Genomic DNA, 20,149 nt, shown 5'->3' with positions numbered 1-20,149 from the left:
CAATGAAGAAGCACCGCATTTCGGTCAATCGTTAGTCGGCCAGCTGTGCAACACTTTTGAGAATTAGGCGCACCAACAGGGTTTGCCGACTAACACCTGTTTTCGAAAAAATCGACCGCAAATGGGTACGCGCGGTATTCCGGCTCATACCCAGTGCCGCTGACGCCTCGTCAAGTGAGAGGCCATCAGCCAACAATAGCGACAACTGCGCTTCGGTCGGCGTAAAACCAAAGAGCTGAATTATTACGGCTACCGGCGCTTCGGCGCCGTATTCCGGGTCGCTAATAAATATCGCCACGGTGGGCACCGATTTGCCCTCAGACCATTCTGTCATGGGTACTGGCCTGGCAATGACACCAAGATCGGAGAAATCACCGTCTCGACTTACCCGCATGGCTTCAACAACGGTAGGCTCATCACCCAGCTTATGACCAAGTATGCGGTCTATAAGACGCTGTAGTTTTTTGGTGGTTGCTTGATCACCTAGCAGTAAACGTCCATCTTCAATACGCACGTCAGGCTCGCGAATGATCAAATACTCAGCCATACGATTACAACTAAGCACGCGGCCATTTTCATCTAGAATAATAGTCGCCAGAGACAAACTTTCCACTGCTCCAGCGTAAAGTGCCCGCTCAGACTCCATTTTATTCATACGCACGTGCAATCGCAGCGCCCGTTCTAAATGAGGAAGCAGGGTGTAAATAAGATCGCGGTCAGCCTTATTAAAACTAGGTGATTGTTCGCCACGAGCCACGCGCAATCCCGCGTCCATTTCACCGGGCACATGAATATCAACACCGAGGGAGTCGTACAGACCAGCTGGCTTCATGCACAGGTTATAGAGTTCACTTTCCAGCCAATTTTCGCCGGGCACCAATTCCATTAAGCTTTTTACTTCGCCGGGACGCAGTGATTGAAATGGGTCCATGGCAAAAAGCCGCTCTTGATAGCGGGCGATACCTTCTAGATTTCCACCTACCACCCGCAGCACGCCCAAGCCCTTTTCCGAAGGCGGGTTGAGCACAAGGGTTACCGACACCGCTCCCATCAGCTTACACAACACCGACAGAAAATTTTGCCATGGCTCTTCTTCAAGTGGCCCCTGATAGATTGTGGCTATAACTTCATCAAATCCGGGATCAATAAGCATACGAGGTTAAACGACCTTTATTCACTATTATGGCCGCTAGTATAACTGAGAATGGTTTACAGAACAGAGAGAACGCCAACCCCAAGAGCCGTATTGCCGTCTTGGGGTTGGCGTCAGGAATGTGCGGAGCGCTAAATCAAATCAAGCCCCGCGCTTTAGCCATATCCAGGGCCAAATCTTCAATCATGTCTTCCTGACCACCGACGGTGCGACGATGCCCGAGTTCCACCAGAATATCCCGCGACGACACGCCGTATTTTGCCGCTGCACGTTTCGCGAACAGCAGGAAAGATGAGTAAACACCGGCATAGCCCAGCGTCAGTGAATCTCGATCGATTCGAATAGGGCTGTCCATGATCGGCGTTACCAAATCTTCGGCAACGTCCATGATTTTATAGAGGTCGATACCATGATCAACGCCCATGCGATCCATCACCGCCACGAGCACTTCTAACGGCGTATTTCCGGCGCCAGCGCCTAGGCCAGCCACAGAACCATCGATACGATTGGCACCCGCCTCTACCGCCACAAGTGAGTTCGTCACACCTAAGCTCAAGTTGTGGTGGGCGTGGAAGCCAAGCTCCGTTTGCGGTTTTAGCTCACGACGCAATAAGGCAATGCGCTCTTTTACCTGATCTGGCAGCAAATAACCTGCAGAATCGGTACAGTAAATACAATTTGCACCATAGGATTCCATAAGCTTGGCTTGCTCAACAATCTGCTCTGCCTCGATCATGTGGGTCATCATCAAAAAACCGACCGTGTCCAAACCCATCTGCGCGGCCATGCCGATATGTTGCTCAGACACATCGGCTTCGGTGCAGTGAGTGGCTACTCGAATCGTGGTAACACCTAAATCCGCAGCCATTTTCAAGTGATCAACCGTCCCGATCCCTGGCAACAAAAGCGCCGATATCTTCGCGTTTTTCACAACGCCAACAACCGCTTTAAGGTATTCCTCATCGCTATGCGCCGGAAAACCGTAGTTAACAGACGCGCCACCAAGGCCATCGCCGTGGGTCACTTCAATCAAGGGCATACCGGCTTCATCCAGACCTTTGGCAATGGCTTTCATTTCGTCCAAGGAGATCTGGTGCTGCTTGGCGTGCATACCATCGCGCAAGCACATATCGTGTAAAACGACTTTTTTACCGCGTAAATCCATTCTCATATCCCCTTAAGCAGCCGTCGGCTTTAACGTTAAACGACCAGCCAACATTTCTTCGGCAAACATTTCTGCAGTGCGCAAACCCGCTGCAGTCATAATATCGAGATTACCCGCATACTTAGGGAGGAAATCGCCAAGGCCCTCCACTTCCATGAAAATTGACACGCGATTGCCATCAAACACCGGGCCATTTTTAAGGCGGTAACCCGGAACGTATTTCTGTACTTCGGCGATCATCTCGTGCACCGAGGCCGTGATCGCCGCCTGATCTGGCGTATCTACTGTTAAGCAGTGAATAGTGTCGCGCATCATCAGTGGCGGCTCAGCGGGGTTAATCACTATGATTGCCTTGCCTTTCGCCGCACCGCCCACGCGCTCAACGGCGCCAGCGGTAGTGCGAGTAAATTCATCAATATTTTTACGTGTACCGGGTCCAACCGAACGCGAGCTTACCGTCGCGACTATTTCGCCGTAGCTTACTGCTTGCACACGCGACACGGCGGCAACCATCGGTATGGTCGCTTGACCGCCACAGGTCACCATATTTACGTTCATACAGCCTTCGGCAAGCGCGTCCTGCAAATTAACTGGGGGCACACAGTAGGGACCAATTGCCGCTGGGGTGAGATCGATCATTAGAGCGCCCTGCTCATTCACCTTGCGAGAATTTTCGGCATGGACATAAGCCGAGGTCGCGTCAAAGCAAATTTGTACACCGTCGGCGCGCATGGTCGGCAACATACCGTCTACGCCATCCGCGGTCACCTTCAAGCCCATTTCCGCGGCACGACTCAAACCCGGTGAATCTGGGTCAACGCCAACCATCCACACGGGCTCAATGAATTCAGAACGAAGTGCTTTCATCAATAAATCAGTGCCGATATTGCCGGGACCGATAATTGCTGCCTTTATTTTTTCAGCCATTATTGCTAACTCTCATAGTAAATTTGGGCTTGCCGCCAATTTTTATTTACACAAACTGCACGGCTGCGTGGCCGATTCCGTGTAACTCCATGGTCATTTTGTCGCCAGCTTGCACTGATTCCAGTGGCACCAGCGAGCCAGATAAAATGACCTCACCCGCTTTAAATGGAATACCAAAACGCCCCAAAGTATTGGCTAGCCATGCAACAGCAGTCAGTGGATTACCCTGCACCGCGCTGCCAAGTCCTTGACTAAGCAACTCACCATTTTTCCACACCGTAATTTTAAGATTCGGCAGATCCAATTCCTTAGGGTCAGCACTGCTATCGCCAAGCACATAAACCCCGCAAGAGGCATTATCAGCCACGGTATCTTGAATCTTGATTTGCCAATTACGAATCCGTGAATCGACGATTTCAAAACACGGCATAATACATTCGGTTGCCGCCAAAACATCAGCTTCGGTGACACCAGGGCCTTGTAAATCAGCCTTCAATTTAAAGCCAATTTCTGCCTCAGCGCGAGGTTGAATCATGTTGCCAGCCACCGGCACATCGGCACCGTTGGCGTACGCCATGGCATCAGTTAAAAAGCCAAAGTCAGGCTGATGCACACCCAGCATGTCTTGAACAACTTTACTGGTCACCCCTATTTTTTTGCCCACCACGACTTCGCCATCATCCTCTACCCGGCGTTTTAGCATCTGCAGGGAAATGTGATAGGCGTCATCTAAGCTAATGCTCGGTACTTGTTCTGTCAGCGGCGCTATCGGTTGAAAGCTGCGCATTGCCTCGTAAAGGGCGTCGCCGAGTTTTTCAATTTCTTGTTGCTGCATATTAATTATTTCTCAAAAAATCAACGCTGCTGCGATTAAACATATCGCGGTGTTCGACCATGACCCAGTGACCACATTCCGACACCAAGGTAAGACGAATATGACGACAATTTTTAGCCAGTGTTTGAATGCCGGTTTCCGGCATCATCATTTCATTTACGCCCCAAAACGCCAAAATCGGACAACTTATTTCGCCAAGTCGCGATGCCATATTAGGCACAACCATCGAGGTAATAACCTGACTGTTTTGCTGTTGGAAAATACCCCAACGCTCATTAATTAACTGCTCGTCAATCACGCTGTCGTCATACACCAAGCCACGGCGAATAAAGTCTTCTAAGCGCTCGGGCGCCATCGGCCCAGAGGTGAACACCTCTTTCATGACTTGCATGCCCGGCATATGGAAATAATCAGCCTGCTCCTCGATACCGCCGGGTGCCATCAATATCAGCTTATCGACCACGGCCGGATTATCTAAGGTGAATTTAATGGCTATAGCGCCGCCAAGGGAATTGCCGACTATGGCGCAATGCTCAATACCGATATGTACAAGCAACTGCTTAATGCACTCTACAAAGAAGTCTAGGTGATACTGGACGTCCTCTGGCTTGTCTGAATAACCGTAACCGATAAGGTCCGGCACAATGACGCGAAAACCTTGATCAACCAAATAGGGATAGTTGTACTTGAAGTTGCTGTGTCCACTGGCACCGCTGCCGCTGCCATGTAAAAACACTACTACTGGCCCAGCACCTTGATCCAGATAATGGAGACATTGCCCATTAGGCAAGTTGGCATACTGACCCTCTGGTAAACCCGCGATCTGTATTGCCATAATTCAATCTCCCCACTTGTAATGAACGACGTTGAGCCCGTGGCGCCCTCTTGACCCTTAGGGGGAGGATTTTAACGAATTGCCTATCACTCCCTAATACCTCATACGGACGACAGCTGTATTCGCCCTACTGAATTACCACGTCACTGTATTCAGTAACCGCACCAAACATGACTCTTGGCGACGGAGGCTGGCGACCATCAATATCTACTAATCCATAATGCTCACCAAGTTCTGCCGCCATGCAGACCTTTCCGCTGTAACTCATTCGCTGCGGATCAGCGGCCAAGGCGGCAATGACTCTGCCAGTGTATTCTGGCGATTCGGCCACCTCGAGCATATGCCCATACAATTCTGGCTGAGCCGTAATTGCCGCCATGGTTCTTTCGGTTTTCAAAATCCCCATCCACAACGCCACAACGGCAACACCATAGTCGCGAAAATCCACGGCCATATCGTGTGCCATTTTATCGATTGCCGCTTTGCCAGCACCGTATGCTGGGCCATGCATATAGCAGCGGCCGCCCGGCGATGAGGTATTAATCACCAAGCCAGTAGAACTTTTTATTAGCAACGGCGCGGCATAAAAACTGGCAACATAGCTTGAGCGCAGACCAACATCTAAAAGTGCCTGTAATCCTAATGGCTTCTCCCAGAATGGTCCCTCCGCCGTGAGCCCCTCAGGAACGCACAAGGCGTTATTCACTAAGATATCGAGGCGACCATGCTCCTTGGCTATTTGTGTGAATAAGGCGTCTACTTGTGTGTCGTCGGCATGATCACAAACCACCGCAATGCCTTTACCGCCGCGTCGCGTAATTTCAACCGCCGTTTCAAAGACGGTACCGGGTAAGGGGCTATCACCCTCATTCACGCTGCGACCGGTGACATACACCGTTGCACCCGTGTCACCGAGCGCGAGGGCAATACCCTTGCCGGCACCACGACTGGCACCAGTGACTATTGCAATTACGCTATCTTGACTAGACATAGCCGCCTCGCTAATTATTATTTTATGAAAATGCTAGGCGAGTAGGCCCGCATGAGAACGCTCACATTAGCACAGGCAATCGGCAAGAAGAGTGACCGAAACGGTCAAGCAGCTGGCGTGAATGACGAACGGGCCGCCACTCAGAAAAACGTAGGTAGTATCTAAAAGTTACGTGGTGGTAATTGAGATTGCGTCTGCGTCTGCAGCAGCTGCGTGGTACTCGGCGACGCCTGGCTTTGATTTTGCTGGCTTTGACTCTGCTGAGCAGGACTCAGCGGGCTGGTCAGCGGATCTTGAACGGGCAAATCACCTTCACGTCGGGTAGGTACTGCCGTTGGCGGCAATAACGGCCGGTCTGGCGTTTCAAGCCGTGATACATCGACGGCGACCGATAAAATCTGCTTGCCACCACCACCGAACACCACACCTTTTAACGGTGTTACATCGGAGTAATCACGACCCCAGGCAGTGGTGATATGTTGGTCCGCAGGCATTACATCATTTGTGGGATCAAAGTCCTGCCACTCATCCCCTGGAATATAAACCGAAAACCAGGCGTGAGAAGCGTCGGCCCCTTCCAATTTCACTTGCCCCGGCGGCGGCAAAGTTTCCAAATACCCGCTAACGTAGCGCGCTGCGAAACCCAATCCCCGCAATGCACCAATCGCCAAATGCGCAAAGTCTTGGCAGACTCCGCGACGGCTTGCCATCACGTCTTTCAGTGGTGTTGCCACGGTAGAAAAGCCAGGGTCGTATTTAAAATCATTAAAAATACGCGAATTCAGCGCGCTGACCGCCTCTAAAAACGGGCGATCCGGAGTAAAAATATCTCGGGCGAATTCGACAAGCTCGCTTGTTACCGCGATCATTGGCGAGTCAAAGCAAAATTCGGAGGCTTTTACATCCTCGTCACTGCTGCCATTTAACAGTATCTCACGTACTTCTGCGCAAGTAATTCCGCCACTGAGTAAACGCGGTTCAGACGGCGCAATTTCCACCTCGCTTTCAACAATAACCTCTAAAGAACGATGGGGCTTTTCTACGGTAAAATGGCAAACGACATTACCAAAATAATCAACCCGCTTAATTTTACTTGCGGGGGTCGGGATGATCCGAATATCACTAAAATTGACGCGCTGACCATTGCACTCACGGGGAATAAGGTAAGCGACGTTATAGCCCTGATTTACTTGATCGGCATACTCATAACGCGTTGAATGCTTGATTCGGTATCTCATGATTCGTCCCTGCCACTCATTTCAACGGGTTGTGGCCCAGCAGCATGATCGAAGTAACGGTCTGCCAGCGCTTGCGATGCAGCTTTTAAATCACTGTCTAACTGAGCGAGCAACTCACCCAATTTAAGGTGTTTACCAGTGGCCTCGTCGCGTGCGGCAAGCTCCTCCAGGCGCGACATTAGCAGGGTATTAGTGGCCCGCACTATACAGCGCATATCCTCGGTTAACTGAATACCCCGATTCTGACCCAACACCTCGTCTAAGTGATTACGTAAACTTTCGAGCTGAAAAATAAGTGAGCGTGGATTTTCACGGTCAAATAAGAGCAATTCCATACCCTTATCTAAACGGTAGCCGCTGCGGTAATAGCGCTTGTAAACAATCCGCGACTCCAAACTCGCAAGCACAGGCTTCAACAGCGGCACGTTCTGAGCATCGCCAATATTCACCACCAACAAACGACTAAGAAGCTCTACTGTTTTTTGCGCCCGTTCCAAGCGCCGCCCCATCTCCATAAAGCGCCATGCACGCCCCCGAACCATACTCTCCTGACTGAGCCCCGACAGTGCCAACAGACTGGTAATAAGTGGATCGAGCAATTCATCTGGCGCCGCTTGCAAGCTGCTTTTTAAATTCTTATTTAAGAACTCCATGCCATCGCGAATATCATTGACCAAGCGCAGCATGTCATTCGACAGCAATTCCTTTACACCGTCGGCAGAGTGCAGAATCGCTTCCAAGCAGTGTGCAATACTGCCCGGCCGAGAACGATTAGACACAATATCCAGCAACTCTTGTTCCGGCGCGCTAAAATCTGCGGTCTTGCCGGTAAAACCAGGGTAGGTCCCGGTCACGTGGGTAACCGAGCACAATAAAATCCGACGACTTTCTGGCGACAGTGGCTCGATACTATTGAGTTCTTCAAAAACCGTACGCACCAAACGCAGACCAGACTCCGCACGTTCTGCATAACGGCCAAACCAAAACAAATTATCAATTACCCGACTTGGCAAACTGAAGTTGCGATCGAGCGCCTGGGCCTGCCGGGCCAGCTTTTCTGGTTCAAAAACACTGTCTTCAACTTCCGGTTCGGAAGCCAAAATCCAAGTATCTTTACTGCCGCCGCCATACTGACTAACAATATGCTGGGTGTCAGTGTGGCTGCCAATCTGAGTAAGGCCACCAGGCATAACCGAGTACGAGCTGCCGCTGGCTATAGTGAAACCGCGCAGCACCAGTGGTCGACTACTAAATACCTTGCCATCAAGCGCTGGCGTCTGCGAAGGCCGCACCGCACTCTGCGCCACATAATCAACCGGGTTTGCCAATACTTTGGCCAGTAGGCTTACCCGCTCCTCGGCATTAAGTTCGGCGACAAATACACTGTGGCGACCAGGCACACGGCAGGTATGACGAATTAATAAATCGTCAAAGTGCGCTTTAACATAAGCCAAATCCGTGGGATCGCCGCACCACCAAGTAGGCACTGAATTCAAACGCAGATCGCGACCCAAAAAGTGCCTAGCGATGGCCGGCATGTATTTGGCTAATACCGGGTTTTCTAAAATGCCGCTACCGAGTGGATTGGCAATAACTACCCCACCAGCGCGCACTACCTCGGTTAAGCCAGGAATACCTTGGCCAAAACTTTGCCGCGATACCACGGGGTCGGCCACACTGTCATCAATTCGACGTAGAACAACGTCAACACGCCGCAAACCGTCGAGGGACTTTAACCAAAGCGCGCCTTTACGCACGGTCAAATCACGACTCTGAACCAACGGGTAGCCCAGATAATTAGCTAAATAAGCATCTTCAAAAGAGTTTTCTTTAAACGCCCCCTGGGTTAGGTACACCACTAACGGCGCATCCTTAGTCTGACTCAACTCCGCCAGTTTACGCCGCCACTGCAGGAAAAAATTAGACAAACGGTGCACATGCGCGTCCCGAAACAGGCTGGGCATCACCCGTCGCAAAACGGTGCGATTTTCCAGCGCATAACCAGTACCGGACGGCGCCTGGGTCCTATCGCCAATAACCAACCACTCACCACTTGCAGAGCGCACTAAATCTGAGGCGTGAAATATAAGCTGATGTTCCCCGGGCAGACGAATACCGTCACAGGCGCGCAAAAATCCGGGGTGGCTATACAGTACGGCGGGGGGAATGACCTTGTTTAAGATCAGGCTACGCTCACCATAGAGGTCATTTAGTATTAAATTCAGTAACTCAGCGCGCTCGCGAAGGGCATTTTCAATGCCCTCCCACTCTTGGCTCGATAGTATTAAGGGCAGTAAATCCAAATTCCACGTGTGGCTAACATTGAGCTGGCCGCCTGGACTGTAGCTGGCACCGTCATCCCGCAGAATACGCTTGGCTGTGCGCTGTCGTTCGAGGAGCGCGTCCATACCCATGGCATTCATCACCCGCATCGGGTAATGCCAGTGTTCACGAATTTGGCCGTCGCGGTCTATGACCTCGTCGTACTGCTCGTGGTGAGGAGTGTATACAAAGCGTTCAGTTAACATGTATGCGATGCCAAAGTACTAGGTCAATAAAAGGAATTTCCCGAATGCTGGGAACACCGCTACCGCTCTGTTTAGAGACTATCTTTCACTTAGCAACAGCAATCACCCACGAAATAAAGCCCGTTTTGCCACTATCAGCACTTCACGAGGATGGGAAGACTACCGCAAGTACCCGAGCTGATCAAATACCCGGCACTGCGACTCATACCTACAGCAAACAAAGTTAAGCCGGTTGAAACCAACTTTCCTGAATTGCTGAGTGGACAGTAATCGAACTCTGTTCCAATGCCGTCAAATAAGCAGGGAAACCCTCAGTCACGTCAGTATAGTCACTCCCCTTCGTCACCGTATCAACTAATTTCGTCAAGGCGGCAATAACTGCTTCATTGCTCGGCAGCAAGGCAGCAGAATCCTGCATCCGTGACAGTCCGCAGGCAACCGAGCGCGGAAACAGCGGATCCTCAAGGAGGAAACGCGCGGCATCATCCCCGTTCACCGCCACTTTCATGGTGCGCCGATAAGGCATAGTGGCATTTAAGGTGCCTAATACACTGCCCCACACCACATCAAGCACATGATTAGTGTCGCTTTCGATAAAATCGCTAGACATGCTCGCGCCTGCCTCTAATATACGAATCGTCATATCCGCACGCTCTAAACTGCGGCCGAGATTCAAAAAATGCCAAGCGGCATCGCGGCGCATGGTGTCAGCAATTAAACCATTGATTTGCTGACAGGTTTTAACAATTTGTCCGAGGAACTCATGTCGGTAACGTCGACTCAAGCCCTGCGCCATATTTTCGTTAACAAAAATTTGAAATTCATTAACGAGTTCCCAGCTCTCTGGCGGCAAAATATCCCGTGTTGTACGAATGTTTTCCCGCACCATACGCAGCGACGAAGCCAGCGAACTTGGGTTGCTGAGATCTTCCAGCAAAAATTTAACGACCCGTTTCTCGTCCTGCACAGTGAAACGCCGGTTATATTCGGCGTGGCTGCCACTGGCAATGACCAGATTATGCCAGCTAATGCCGGTATCTCTCGGTAGATCAAAAAGCAAGCCGGTATAAACCTGAATGAGACGTGCCATACTCTCAACACGCTCTAGGTAGCGGCCAAACCAATATACTCTCTCTGCAACGCGCGACAGCATCATGATTTTTTCCCCCGCTCAGCCACAATCCAAGTATCTTTACTGCCACCGCCCTGCGAGGAGTTAACAACCAGCGAGCCTTTAACGAGTGCTACGCGGGTAAGTCCACCAGTGGTTACATCGAGGTCCTTGCCCTGCAGAACAAACGGCCGTAAATCCAGATGGCGGGGCTCAGCCTCGCCTGGCGCGGTAAGCACCGGCGCCGTTGATAATTTTAAAGTCGGTTGCGCTATATAATTGCGCGGATTTTCGGCAACCAACTTTCGAAACTCCTCGTGATCTTTTTTACTGGCGTGTGGGCCGACCATCATGCCGTAGCCACCAGATTCGTTAGCGGGTTTAACCACTAGCTTTTCAATATTGGCCAAGACATATTTCAATTGTTCGGGGTCGTCACAAAGATAGGTCTCAACATTGGGTAATATCGCCTCTTCACCCAAGTAGTATTCAATCATTTTCGGCACATAGGCATAAACGACCTTATCATCGGCAACACCAGCACCCGGCGCATTGACCAATGCCACATTGCCCGCCCGCCACGCCCGCATCAGCCCCGCTACACCGAGTATTGAGTCCGGATGAAAAGCCTCAGGGTCCAAAAATAGATCATCAATACGACGATAGATAACGTCGACACGCTCTAGGCCAGATATCGACTTTCTGTACACGCAATCGTCGTTATCGACAAATAAGTCGCTGCCCTCAACTAACTCAACACCCAGCTGTTGGGCTAAGTAAGCGTGTTCAAAATAAGCCGAGTTATATATACCGGGAGTCAGTATGACAATTTCGGGCTGACGCACCCGGCGCGGCGACACCGACGCCAACATATTAAAGAGTTTAGTCGAATAATCGTCGACCGGTAGAATATCGTTAGACTCAAAAAACTCTGGCAATACCCGCTTGCTAACCTCGCGATTTTCCAACATATAGGCCACGCCGGAAGGTACCCGAAGATTATCTTCCAACACATAGAATTTACCGTCAGCGTCGCGCACCAGATCACAGCCACAGATATGCGCCCAAACGCCTTTAGGCGGATTAATGCCAACGCATTCCGGCCGGAAGTTCTTGGAGTCTTTAATTAAGTAGACCGGAAGCACGCCGTCTTTAAAAATCTGCTGTTTATGGTAAACATCGTTGATAAACATATTGAGGGCTTTCACCCGCTGCTTCAGCCCGTTAGCGGTATTCTCCCATTCCGCAGCACTAATCACCCGAGGGATTAAATCAAAAGGCCAGGTGCGATCGATATTTTCACCGTCGGAATAAACCGTAAAACTCACACCCATATCACGCACAGTGCGTTCAGCTGCCACGCGGCGACTCTCTAACTCTTCACGACTGAGGTCAGCTAATAGTTTCACTATCTTCCGGCTAGCGGCACGTGCATTACCCTTGGCCGTAATCATTTCGTCAAAAAAATCTGCCGAAGGATAGCGGCTCCAATCAATCCCGTCAGAACCTTCCTGTTTCTTTTCACTCATGCGTATCGTATCCAAAACATGTTACACACGTAGCCATCACCAATATCGCGCCATTATGGTGCAATCCCAGTTCCTGCAAGGCCACACCACGGAGCAAAACCTAAGCTAAGTCATAGGCTTGCCCCAATTACTTACATATTAACTAGCAATAGCTAAGCCAAGTAGCACAATAATAGGGAGGTTTACGCCCCGCCACCAGCACAGCTGCCAATTCCATCCAAACAAATCAAATGACCAAAAAAAACCTTCCTCACAATAGTGAAGAAGGTTTTCTGAGTTTCGCCATTAATTAGCGAACATTTTTAACGATGTTCACAGTAATAAACGTCGAATATCGGCAAGCGCCATCCCCATAAAGGTGAAAAACTGCCCCGCATCAACCCCGTTAATAGCGCGATGATCGTAGGACAAGGACACCGGCAACATTTTCCGCGGAACGAATTCAGTGCCATTCCAATATGGTTTAATTGCCAATTTAGACACACCCATAATCGCCACTTCAGGCGCATTGATAATGGGCGTAAAACCCGTGCCACCAATGCTACCAAGACTCGAAATGGTAAAACACCCACCCTGCATCTCAGCCGGTTTCAATTTACGGTTCTTGGCCTTATTCGCCAGCTCCGCTGATTCAGCAGCAAGATCCCAAAGGGATTTTTTGTCTACATCACGAATCACTGGCACAACCAAACCCGCCGGCGTATCTACCGCAATACCAATATGAATGTATTTCTTATACACCATATTTTCGCCATCGGCGCTCAAGGAGGCATTAAATTTAGGGTGCGCTTGCAGCGCCACGGCAGCCGCTTTCAACAAGAACGGCAGTGGCGTTAATTTAACACCGCGCTGCTCTGCCTCGCGCTTCAAACCCGCTCGGAAATCTTCCAACTCGCTGATATCTACATCATCAAACTGCGTTACATGAGGCAGATTAACCCAGCTGCGATGCATATTAGCAGCGGTCAGCTTATGCAATTTAGTTAGCGGCTGGGTGTCAATTTCACCAAACTGACTAAAGTCGACATCTGGAATTGACGGCAATGCTGAACCACCGCCAGTAGCAGCGCCTTTTACATTTCCTTTAGCCAAGTCTTTAACATATTGCTGCACATCTTCTTTGAGAATACGACTGCGAGGCCCAGTCCCCGTAAGCTGCTCCAGCTCCAAGCCAAATTCCCGCGCCAATTTACGCACTGCCGGTCCGGCATAAACATCGGCGTGACTGGTCACTGTTGCTGCAGGTTTAGCCGCAGGTGCAGCAGTTGGGGTTGCCGGTGCTGGCGCAGTTGTAGCTTTCGCTGGGGCAGGCGCCTCGACGGCAGGTTTCACTTCGCTCACTGCAGCCGCCGCAACTTCCCGTTCAATTTCAGCGATCTCGGCACCCAATTTAGCGCTATCGCCAACCTTCATTACTATCTTAGTAATTGTGCCGCTAAAGGGTGACGGCACTTCCATTGAGGCTTTATCTGATTCCAAGACAACTAATGAGTCACCTTCACTGACCACATCACCAACCGCGACACAGACTTCAATAACATCAATGCCATCGCTGCTGCCAACGTCCGGCACCAAGATCATTTCTCGGGCCGAGCTCACTGGCGCGGCGGGAGCGGGAGCAGGAGCAGGAGCCGGCTCTGATTCAGACTCTGCCTGCGGCGCTTCTACTGCAGGTGCTGGACTATCATCCGCCTCAACCTCAGCACCATCGACTTCTAATTCAAGAATTAGGTCACCAGCTTCTACTGTCTCGCCTTCTTTCAGACTGATACTCAAAACTTTTCCAGCCAATGGCGAAGGGATTTCCATTGACGCTTTATCTGACTCTAAGACCAGCAGCGAATCGTCTTTAGCGACCACATCACCCACTGCCACACACACCTCGATGACATCTACACTACCGCCACCGAGGTCAGGAATTTTTACCGTTTCTTTAGCCACAAAAAAAATCCTTCTCAATAAATTAGCGATACAGTGGGTTTACTTTTTCAGTGTCGATACCAAAGGCCTTAATCGCCTTGCTAACGTCACTCAATGCCACCTGTCCATCATCAGCCAAAGCCTTAAGGGCGGCCACAACAATATAGTAGCGATCTACCTCAAAGTGGGCGCGGAGTTTAGCGCGGGTATCTGAGCGACCATAGCCATCGGTACCCAAAACCACATAAGGTGATTCAATATACGGACGTAGCTGCTCGCCATAGGATTTTATATAGTCAGTGGCGCAAATGACCGGCCCTTGCCGACTGCGGAATTGCTCAGTCACATAGGGCACTTTTGCCTCACTTTCTGGATGCAGCATATTCCAGCGCTCACAATCTAAACCGTCGCGGCGCAGCAAGTTGATACTGGTCGCACTCCATACATCGGCTTCAACTTTGTAATCTGCTTTCAAGATTTCCGCCGCAGCCTCTACCTCGCGCAAGATCGTACCGCTACCCATCAACTGGACTTTCAACTTCGGCTTTTTCGCTGCACTCGGTGCAAGGCAATACAAACCTTTAATGATGCCCTCGGCGCTGCCCTCTGGCATATCGGGGTGGGCGTAATTCTCATTCATCACCGTGACGTAGTAAAAGACGTTTTCCTTGTCTTGGTACATCCGGCGCATACCGTCTTGAATAATAACAGCCAGCTCATGGGAATAAGTTGGGTCGTACGACACACAATTCGGAATCATATTAGCCATTAAGTGGCTGTGGCCGTCTTGGTGCTGCAGACCTTCACCATTGAGCGTGGTGCGACCAGCAGTGGCGCCCAATAAGAAACCGCGCGCCTGTGAGTCACCCGCCGCCCAAGCCAAATCCATAATCCGCTGAAAACCAAACATAGAATAGAAAATGTAAAACGGAATCATTGGGTAGTGATGGTTGCTGTAGGACGTTGCTGCAGCTAACCAAGCAGAAAACGCACCGGCCTCGGTAATGCCCTCTTCAAGAATTTGACCTTGCTTGTCTTCTTTGTAATACATGATTTGATCAGAATCATGAGGAGTATAACGTTGGCCTTGTGATGAATAGATACCCAGTTGCCGGAACATTCCCTCCATACCAAAGGTACGCGCCTCATCAGGCACAATCGGCACAATCCGCGGACCAATTTCCTTGTCTTTCACCAAGGTCGACAACATTCGTACAAAGGCCATGGTCGAGGATATTTCCCGCTTACCTGTTGCCTTTAGCTGCGCACTAAAATTGTCGATTCCAGGAATCTTAAGGGCTTCAAAATCCGCCTGCCGTGCTGGTAAATAACCGCCTAGCTTTTCGCGGTTTTTGCGCATATAGACCATTTCTGGGCTATCTGCCGCGGGCCGGTAATAGGGAACCGATTTCAATTCTTCATCACTAATCGGCACACCAAAGCGATCACGGAATTTCTTCAGTTCTTCAACGCCCAGTTTTTTAACCGAGTGGGTTTCGTTCTGCGCTTCACCACCCTCGCCCAAACCGTAGCCTTTCACGGTCATTGCCAATATTACGGTGGGCTGACCTTTGGTTTCCTTGGCTTTTGCGTAGGCGGCATAAACCTTATAAGGATCGTGGCCACCGCGATTCAAATACATAATATCGTCGTCGGACAGGTCTTTAACCAGCTCAAGCAACTCTGGGTATTTCCCAAAAAAATGCTTACGGGTGTATGCGCCACCGTTCGCCTTGTAGTTTTGCAATTCACCGTCGACGACTTCGTTCATGCGCAAGCGCAATAAACCAGTTTTGTCTTTTTCAAGTAGCTGGTCCCAGTGGCGACCCCAAATAACTTTGACGACATTCCAGCCCGCACCGCGGAACACACCTTCCAATTCCTGAATTATTTTGCCATTACCACGCACAGGACCATCAAGGCGCTGCAAATTACAGTTAACGACAAAAACCAAGTTATCCAAGCCTTCGCGACCAGCCAAGGCAATTGAGCCCAATGACTCCGGCTCATCGCTCTCGCCGTCACCCATAAAGCACCAAACTTTGCGGTCGCCATGGTCAACTAGGCCGCGGCTGTGTTGGTATTTCATCACGTGAGCTTGGTAAATAGCCTGTATTGGCCCAAGCCCCATGCTCACCGTGGGAAATTGCCAATAGTCTGGCATCAGCCAGGGATGTGGATAGGAAGACAAACCGTTACCGTCGACTTCGCGACGGAAATTATCCAGTTGGTCTTCGTCAATACGCCCTTCAAGATAGGAGCGTGCGTACATACCCGGCGAACTATGACCTTGATAGTAAATCAGGTCGGCTTTTTCGCCGCCACGGAAGAAGTAGTTAAAGCCAACATCATAGAGTGTCGCCGATGAAGAGAAACTGGAGATGTGCCCACCCAAACCCTCATTGTTATCGTTGGCCCGCATAACCATGGCCAGGGCATTCCAGCGAATTATTGAGCGGATTTTACGCTCCATAAATAAATCGCCGGGCATACGACGCTCATCGCTTGGCTCAATGGTATTTCGAAATGAGGTGGTAATCGCCGAGGGCAGCTGGGTGCCGGCACGCGCCGCGTGTTTGGCTAAGCGTTTCATCAAAAATGCGGTGCGGCCACGGCCGCCATTTTTAAGTACGCCATCGAGGGCTTCAAGCCACTCTTGGGTTTCTTGGGGATCTAGGTCTTCGCGCAAATCGTGGTCTTGATACATACACAGTCCTTAGCAGTAACAGTGGGCTGTCCAGACCAACAAGCGATAGGCTTGGGAGTGTTCCGTTTACAACTGGCTCACCACAGAGCGATCAGCTCTCGGCGTAAAACATCTGCCTGTTAGTGACGGTTATCACCTGGTCCGGCTGGGCTAAACGCCGGCCTTTTGAGCCAGTGAACACCCGAATAATTGGATTTATTAACCTTCAAGCGCTGGTTTACAGTGCTTGAAGGCAAGAGATTTTTACAGCTTAATCGCCATAAATCAATAAAATACTTGTATTTATTATATGAATAAAATATGACGAAACGATAAAAAACAATGACATACCCTGCTAATTAAAGGGGTATGCCGGTAATTCCCGCTTAAACGCTTCTGGACTTTCAACCCGAGGACCCACGGGCATATTTTTCGGCCACTTACCGGCGGCATAGAGAAATAGCCCACGTTGCGAGCCATTCGCTAGATCGCGATTCACCGCCGCCACCCAGTCTGCGTAGCTCAAATCTGTCAAAGCCTGCACCAGCTGCTCACGACTATCGAACGCCTGGTAATTTTCCAACAAGTCGCGCCAATGCCGGCCGGCCGCCTCCCAAAGATTCTCTGGCTGCTCGGCCAAACGTTTAAGAAGGCTCGCCTTGTGCTGCGCAAACGTGGCCTCGTCAACACCCGTTTCAAGCCAGTCACTGAGATACTGCTTAATCTCAGTCTGAAGACTCGCTGAATCGACAACCGAAGATTGCACTAAGAAAATCAGGCCGCCAATATCGCGTTGGGGATAAACGCTTGCGCTAACCACATACCCAAGCTGCTTGCGCGTTCGCAATTGGTGATAAAAATCGGCACTCAATATTTGCGCTGTTAGGCCCATCGCCACACGCGCAGACATCCCTGTCTCGCCGCTTTGCAGATACAGTAACGCGGCGCTATCGTCGTGCTCAGCGGCAATTTCACGTACTGTATTGGCCACAGCCAGATGGCTAATATGCTGCAATGGCGCAGTTTGAGCATATTTGACCGATAGCGCTTTAGCAACAAGCTTAGCCATCTTCTTAGCGTCCGCCTGATCAAAATTTCCATCGAGCAACATACGCGGCTGCAGTGAATTGAGCACAACAGCCGCGTGCTCGGCGACGGCCGCCATTGTCAGTTTACGGGTGGCAGCTTCGTGCGCAGCCAAGCCGGGATTTTCGTGATTCAACATACGCGGTAACTCAGCAATCAATTGCTGATAGGGCGATTGCTTTACGGCATTTTCAAACTGACGCAAGCGCTGTGCTTGCAGTCTGGCAAAGCGACTCTCTTGCCAATCAGGTGACGTCAAGGCCGTAAGCAATTCTGCCAGTAACTCGCCCTGCTTCTCGTTGAAGCCGCCAATACTTATTTCGATGCCACGCCAGCCAACATCCAGATCAAAATCTAAGCCCGCCAACTGCGCTGGGTAGGTCAACTCATTAAGCTGATCTTTAACCATACGCAGCCACATCTCCGTTTTCGCGAGTGCGTCCACATCGCCACTGGCCTGCCCAGATGCCAGTAATAAATTCAATTTCGCCTTAGGCAGCTCAAACACATCATCGGTATTCAACCACAACTCAATCGGCGCGGCGCTTGCGACACGCACTGGCTTGCCCCCACCAGCACCACTCTTAAGGCCAAAGTCACTGGCAACAAAATTGTTTTTAGCCGGCAACGTTAAAGACGCTGATTCTGGAGGTAAAAACCCGGTCAGTTCTGCTGCCGTCAAGGGACGAACACTGTAGTCAACCTGATAGCGAGAGACTTCTGTGGTTGTTTTTACCCCAGGAGCAACCAAGGTAATAAAGCTGTTTTCCGGCCGCATTGCCGCGAGAAATTCACTTAGCAATTTCGGCCGGTAATCATTCATTAAATACGGAGCGCGCATCACTTCTGCTGCAGGGTATCTCTGTAGGGCCATGGATAATTGCACCACATCATTAATGGCCGCCGGTTGCGCCCTAAACATAAACCCTTGCATGGCCAGACCGGCCTGCTCGGTAAAGCGCCAATGCTCAATTCCCTGCGCACGCAATTGCTCGATATTTTGATAAATCAACGCGACTATCTCATCGACATGTGCCAAGCCGACTTCGGTCAGCGCAACCTCAACGCCAAACATCGCGCCGCCTTGGAAATTCAGACTCTCCCCTGCACTTAAACTATCCGCCCAACCCTTGGCCTTTAGCACCGAGAGCATACTGCCCTCACCCTCGTGACCCAGAATATTGCCAATATAATTAAGCGGTTTACTACGCCAATGTGGCTCGGCATCGGGCACGGGGAAATTCACAGACAGTGAACGGCGATTTTGCACCGGCTGAATATTGATCCACCTCGGTAAATCACCCGCCTTAAACAAAGGCTCAGCAATCACCTCCAGCTGACGCTGCCTATTCTCTACGGCGCTAAACTTAGGTAGTACCATCGCCTCGAGCTCATCCAAAGATTCCCGACCAATTACCGTGAGACTCATAATATTGGCGGAGTAATTACGCTCATAAAATGCCAATAACTGTTCGCGTAAGGCGTCTTCATTGGCACTTTGCAGGGTATTTAAATTACCGACAGAAAACTTGGAAAATGGATGCGCAGGATTAAGCTGAGATTTAAAAACCGCTAATTCACGACGGCGATCATCTTTAATCCGCGCACGGTACTCGGAGTTCACCGCATTTACTTCCCGGCCCACGTACTCAGCATTAAATAGCGGTGCCACAAAAAACTGGGCAAATTGATCCAGTGCCGGTTCAAGCGAATCGGCGCTAATATCAAAAAAATAATTAGTGTCTTCAAAGCTGGTAAACGCATTATGACTACCACCGTGAGCAGTGATAAACGCTTGGTATGCACCCGCCTCTGGGTATTTCTCGGTACCAAGAAAAAGCATGTGTTCTAAGAAATGCGCCAACCCTTGATAGTCCTCGGGATCTTGGCGACTACCAACATTAACATCTAACGAAGCAGCCGCTTTATCAGCCGCGGCATCTGATACTAATAAAACCTTGAGGCCGTTCTCTAAACGTATATAACGGTACTCACGCTGGTCACTGAGAGGTTTGATAACCGACGAAGACGCCTTTGCACTGCCTGGCCAAATATCATCTAGGTTTGCACAGGCTGAAAACTGAAGTACTAAAACGAGCAAAAACGCCGATTTCAAATATTTCACAAAGCATCCTTTTATAAAAA

The 20,149-nt window shown here is 50.3% G+C and carries 13 protein-coding genes; all 13 read right to left on the bottom strand.

What is annotated here, in order from left to right; translation table 11 throughout:
- Nucleotides 1–31 precede the first annotated feature (31 nt).
- On the bottom strand, nucleotides 32–1,153 hold the full coding sequence (locus ABD836_RS00950) for a helix-turn-helix transcriptional regulator (protein ID WP_344931831.1): 1,122 nt from the start codon (nucleotides 1,151–1,153) through the stop codon (nucleotides 32–34).
- A 136-nt stretch (nucleotides 1,154–1,289) separates the two neighbouring features.
- Nucleotides 1,290–2,318, bottom strand: coding sequence for a 4-hydroxy-2-oxovalerate aldolase (dmpG, locus tag ABD836_RS00945; RefSeq protein WP_344931830.1), 1,029 nt, complete (start codon nucleotides 2,316–2,318; stop codon nucleotides 1,290–1,292).
- 12 nt (nucleotides 2,319–2,330) lie between these two features.
- Nucleotides 2,331–3,245, bottom strand: coding sequence for an acetaldehyde dehydrogenase (acetylating) (locus ABD836_RS00940; RefSeq protein WP_344931829.1), 915 nt, complete (start codon nucleotides 3,243–3,245; stop codon nucleotides 2,331–2,333).
- A gap of 46 nt (nucleotides 3,246–3,291) precedes the next feature.
- Nucleotides 3,292–4,080, bottom strand: coding sequence for a fumarylacetoacetate hydrolase family protein (locus ABD836_RS00935; RefSeq protein ID WP_344931828.1), 789 nt, complete (start codon nucleotides 4,078–4,080; stop codon nucleotides 3,292–3,294).
- A gap of 1 nt (nucleotide 4,081) precedes the next feature.
- A complete protein-coding gene (locus ABD836_RS00930; RefSeq protein ID WP_344931827.1) occupies nucleotides 4,082–4,915 on the bottom strand; it encodes an alpha/beta fold hydrolase in 834 nt (277 codons plus the stop codon).
- 127 nt (nucleotides 4,916–5,042) lie between these two features.
- Nucleotides 5,043–5,906: an SDR family NAD(P)-dependent oxidoreductase gene (locus tag ABD836_RS00925; protein WP_344931826.1), complete on the bottom strand. Its 864-nt coding sequence runs from the start codon at nucleotides 5,904–5,906 to the stop codon at nucleotides 5,043–5,045.
- A 161-nt stretch (nucleotides 5,907–6,067) separates the two neighbouring features.
- Nucleotides 6,068–7,144, bottom strand: a complete 1,077-nt coding sequence (locus ABD836_RS00920; protein ID WP_344931825.1) for a transglutaminase family protein — start codon at nucleotides 7,142–7,144, stop codon at nucleotides 6,068–6,070.
- The gene (locus tag ABD836_RS00915; protein ID WP_344931824.1) at nucleotides 7,141–9,672 is read right to left on the bottom strand and encodes a circularly permuted type 2 ATP-grasp protein; all 2,532 of its coding nucleotides are present in this window, start codon (nucleotides 9,670–9,672) and stop codon (nucleotides 7,141–7,143) included. Before ABD836_RS00915 ends, ABD836_RS00920 begins: the two co-directional genes overlap by 4 nt.
- Before the next feature lie 223 nt (nucleotides 9,673–9,895).
- Nucleotides 9,896–10,828, bottom strand: coding sequence for an alpha-E domain-containing protein (locus ABD836_RS00910; RefSeq protein ID WP_344931823.1), 933 nt, complete (start codon nucleotides 10,826–10,828; stop codon nucleotides 9,896–9,898).
- Entirely contained in the window at nucleotides 10,825–12,312 is a 1,488-nt protein-coding gene (locus ABD836_RS00905) for a circularly permuted type 2 ATP-grasp protein (RefSeq protein WP_344931822.1), read from the bottom strand. Before ABD836_RS00905 ends, ABD836_RS00910 begins: the two co-directional genes overlap by 4 nt.
- Before the next feature lie 312 nt (nucleotides 12,313–12,624).
- Nucleotides 12,625–14,253, bottom strand: coding sequence for a dihydrolipoyllysine-residue acetyltransferase (gene aceF, locus ABD836_RS00900; protein WP_344931821.1), 1,629 nt, complete (start codon nucleotides 14,251–14,253; stop codon nucleotides 12,625–12,627).
- Nucleotides 14,254–14,275: 22 nt separating this feature from the next.
- Nucleotides 14,276–16,921, bottom strand: coding sequence for a pyruvate dehydrogenase (acetyl-transferring), homodimeric type (aceE, locus tag ABD836_RS00895; RefSeq protein ID WP_344933547.1), 2,646 nt, complete (start codon nucleotides 16,919–16,921; stop codon nucleotides 14,276–14,278).
- 352 nt (nucleotides 16,922–17,273) lie between these two features.
- Entirely contained in the window at nucleotides 17,274–20,129 is a 2,856-nt protein-coding gene (locus ABD836_RS00890) for an insulinase family protein (protein WP_344931820.1), read from the bottom strand.
- Between the last annotated feature and the right edge of the window lie 20 nt (nucleotides 20,130–20,149).

It is taken from the genome of Zhongshania borealis, assembly GCF_039539625.1.
GTDB lineage: Bacteria > Pseudomonadota > Gammaproteobacteria > Pseudomonadales > Spongiibacteraceae > Spongiibacter > Spongiibacter borealis.
The sequence above is the reverse complement of the archived record's forward strand: the minus strand, read 5'-3'. Positions and strand labels throughout refer to the sequence as shown.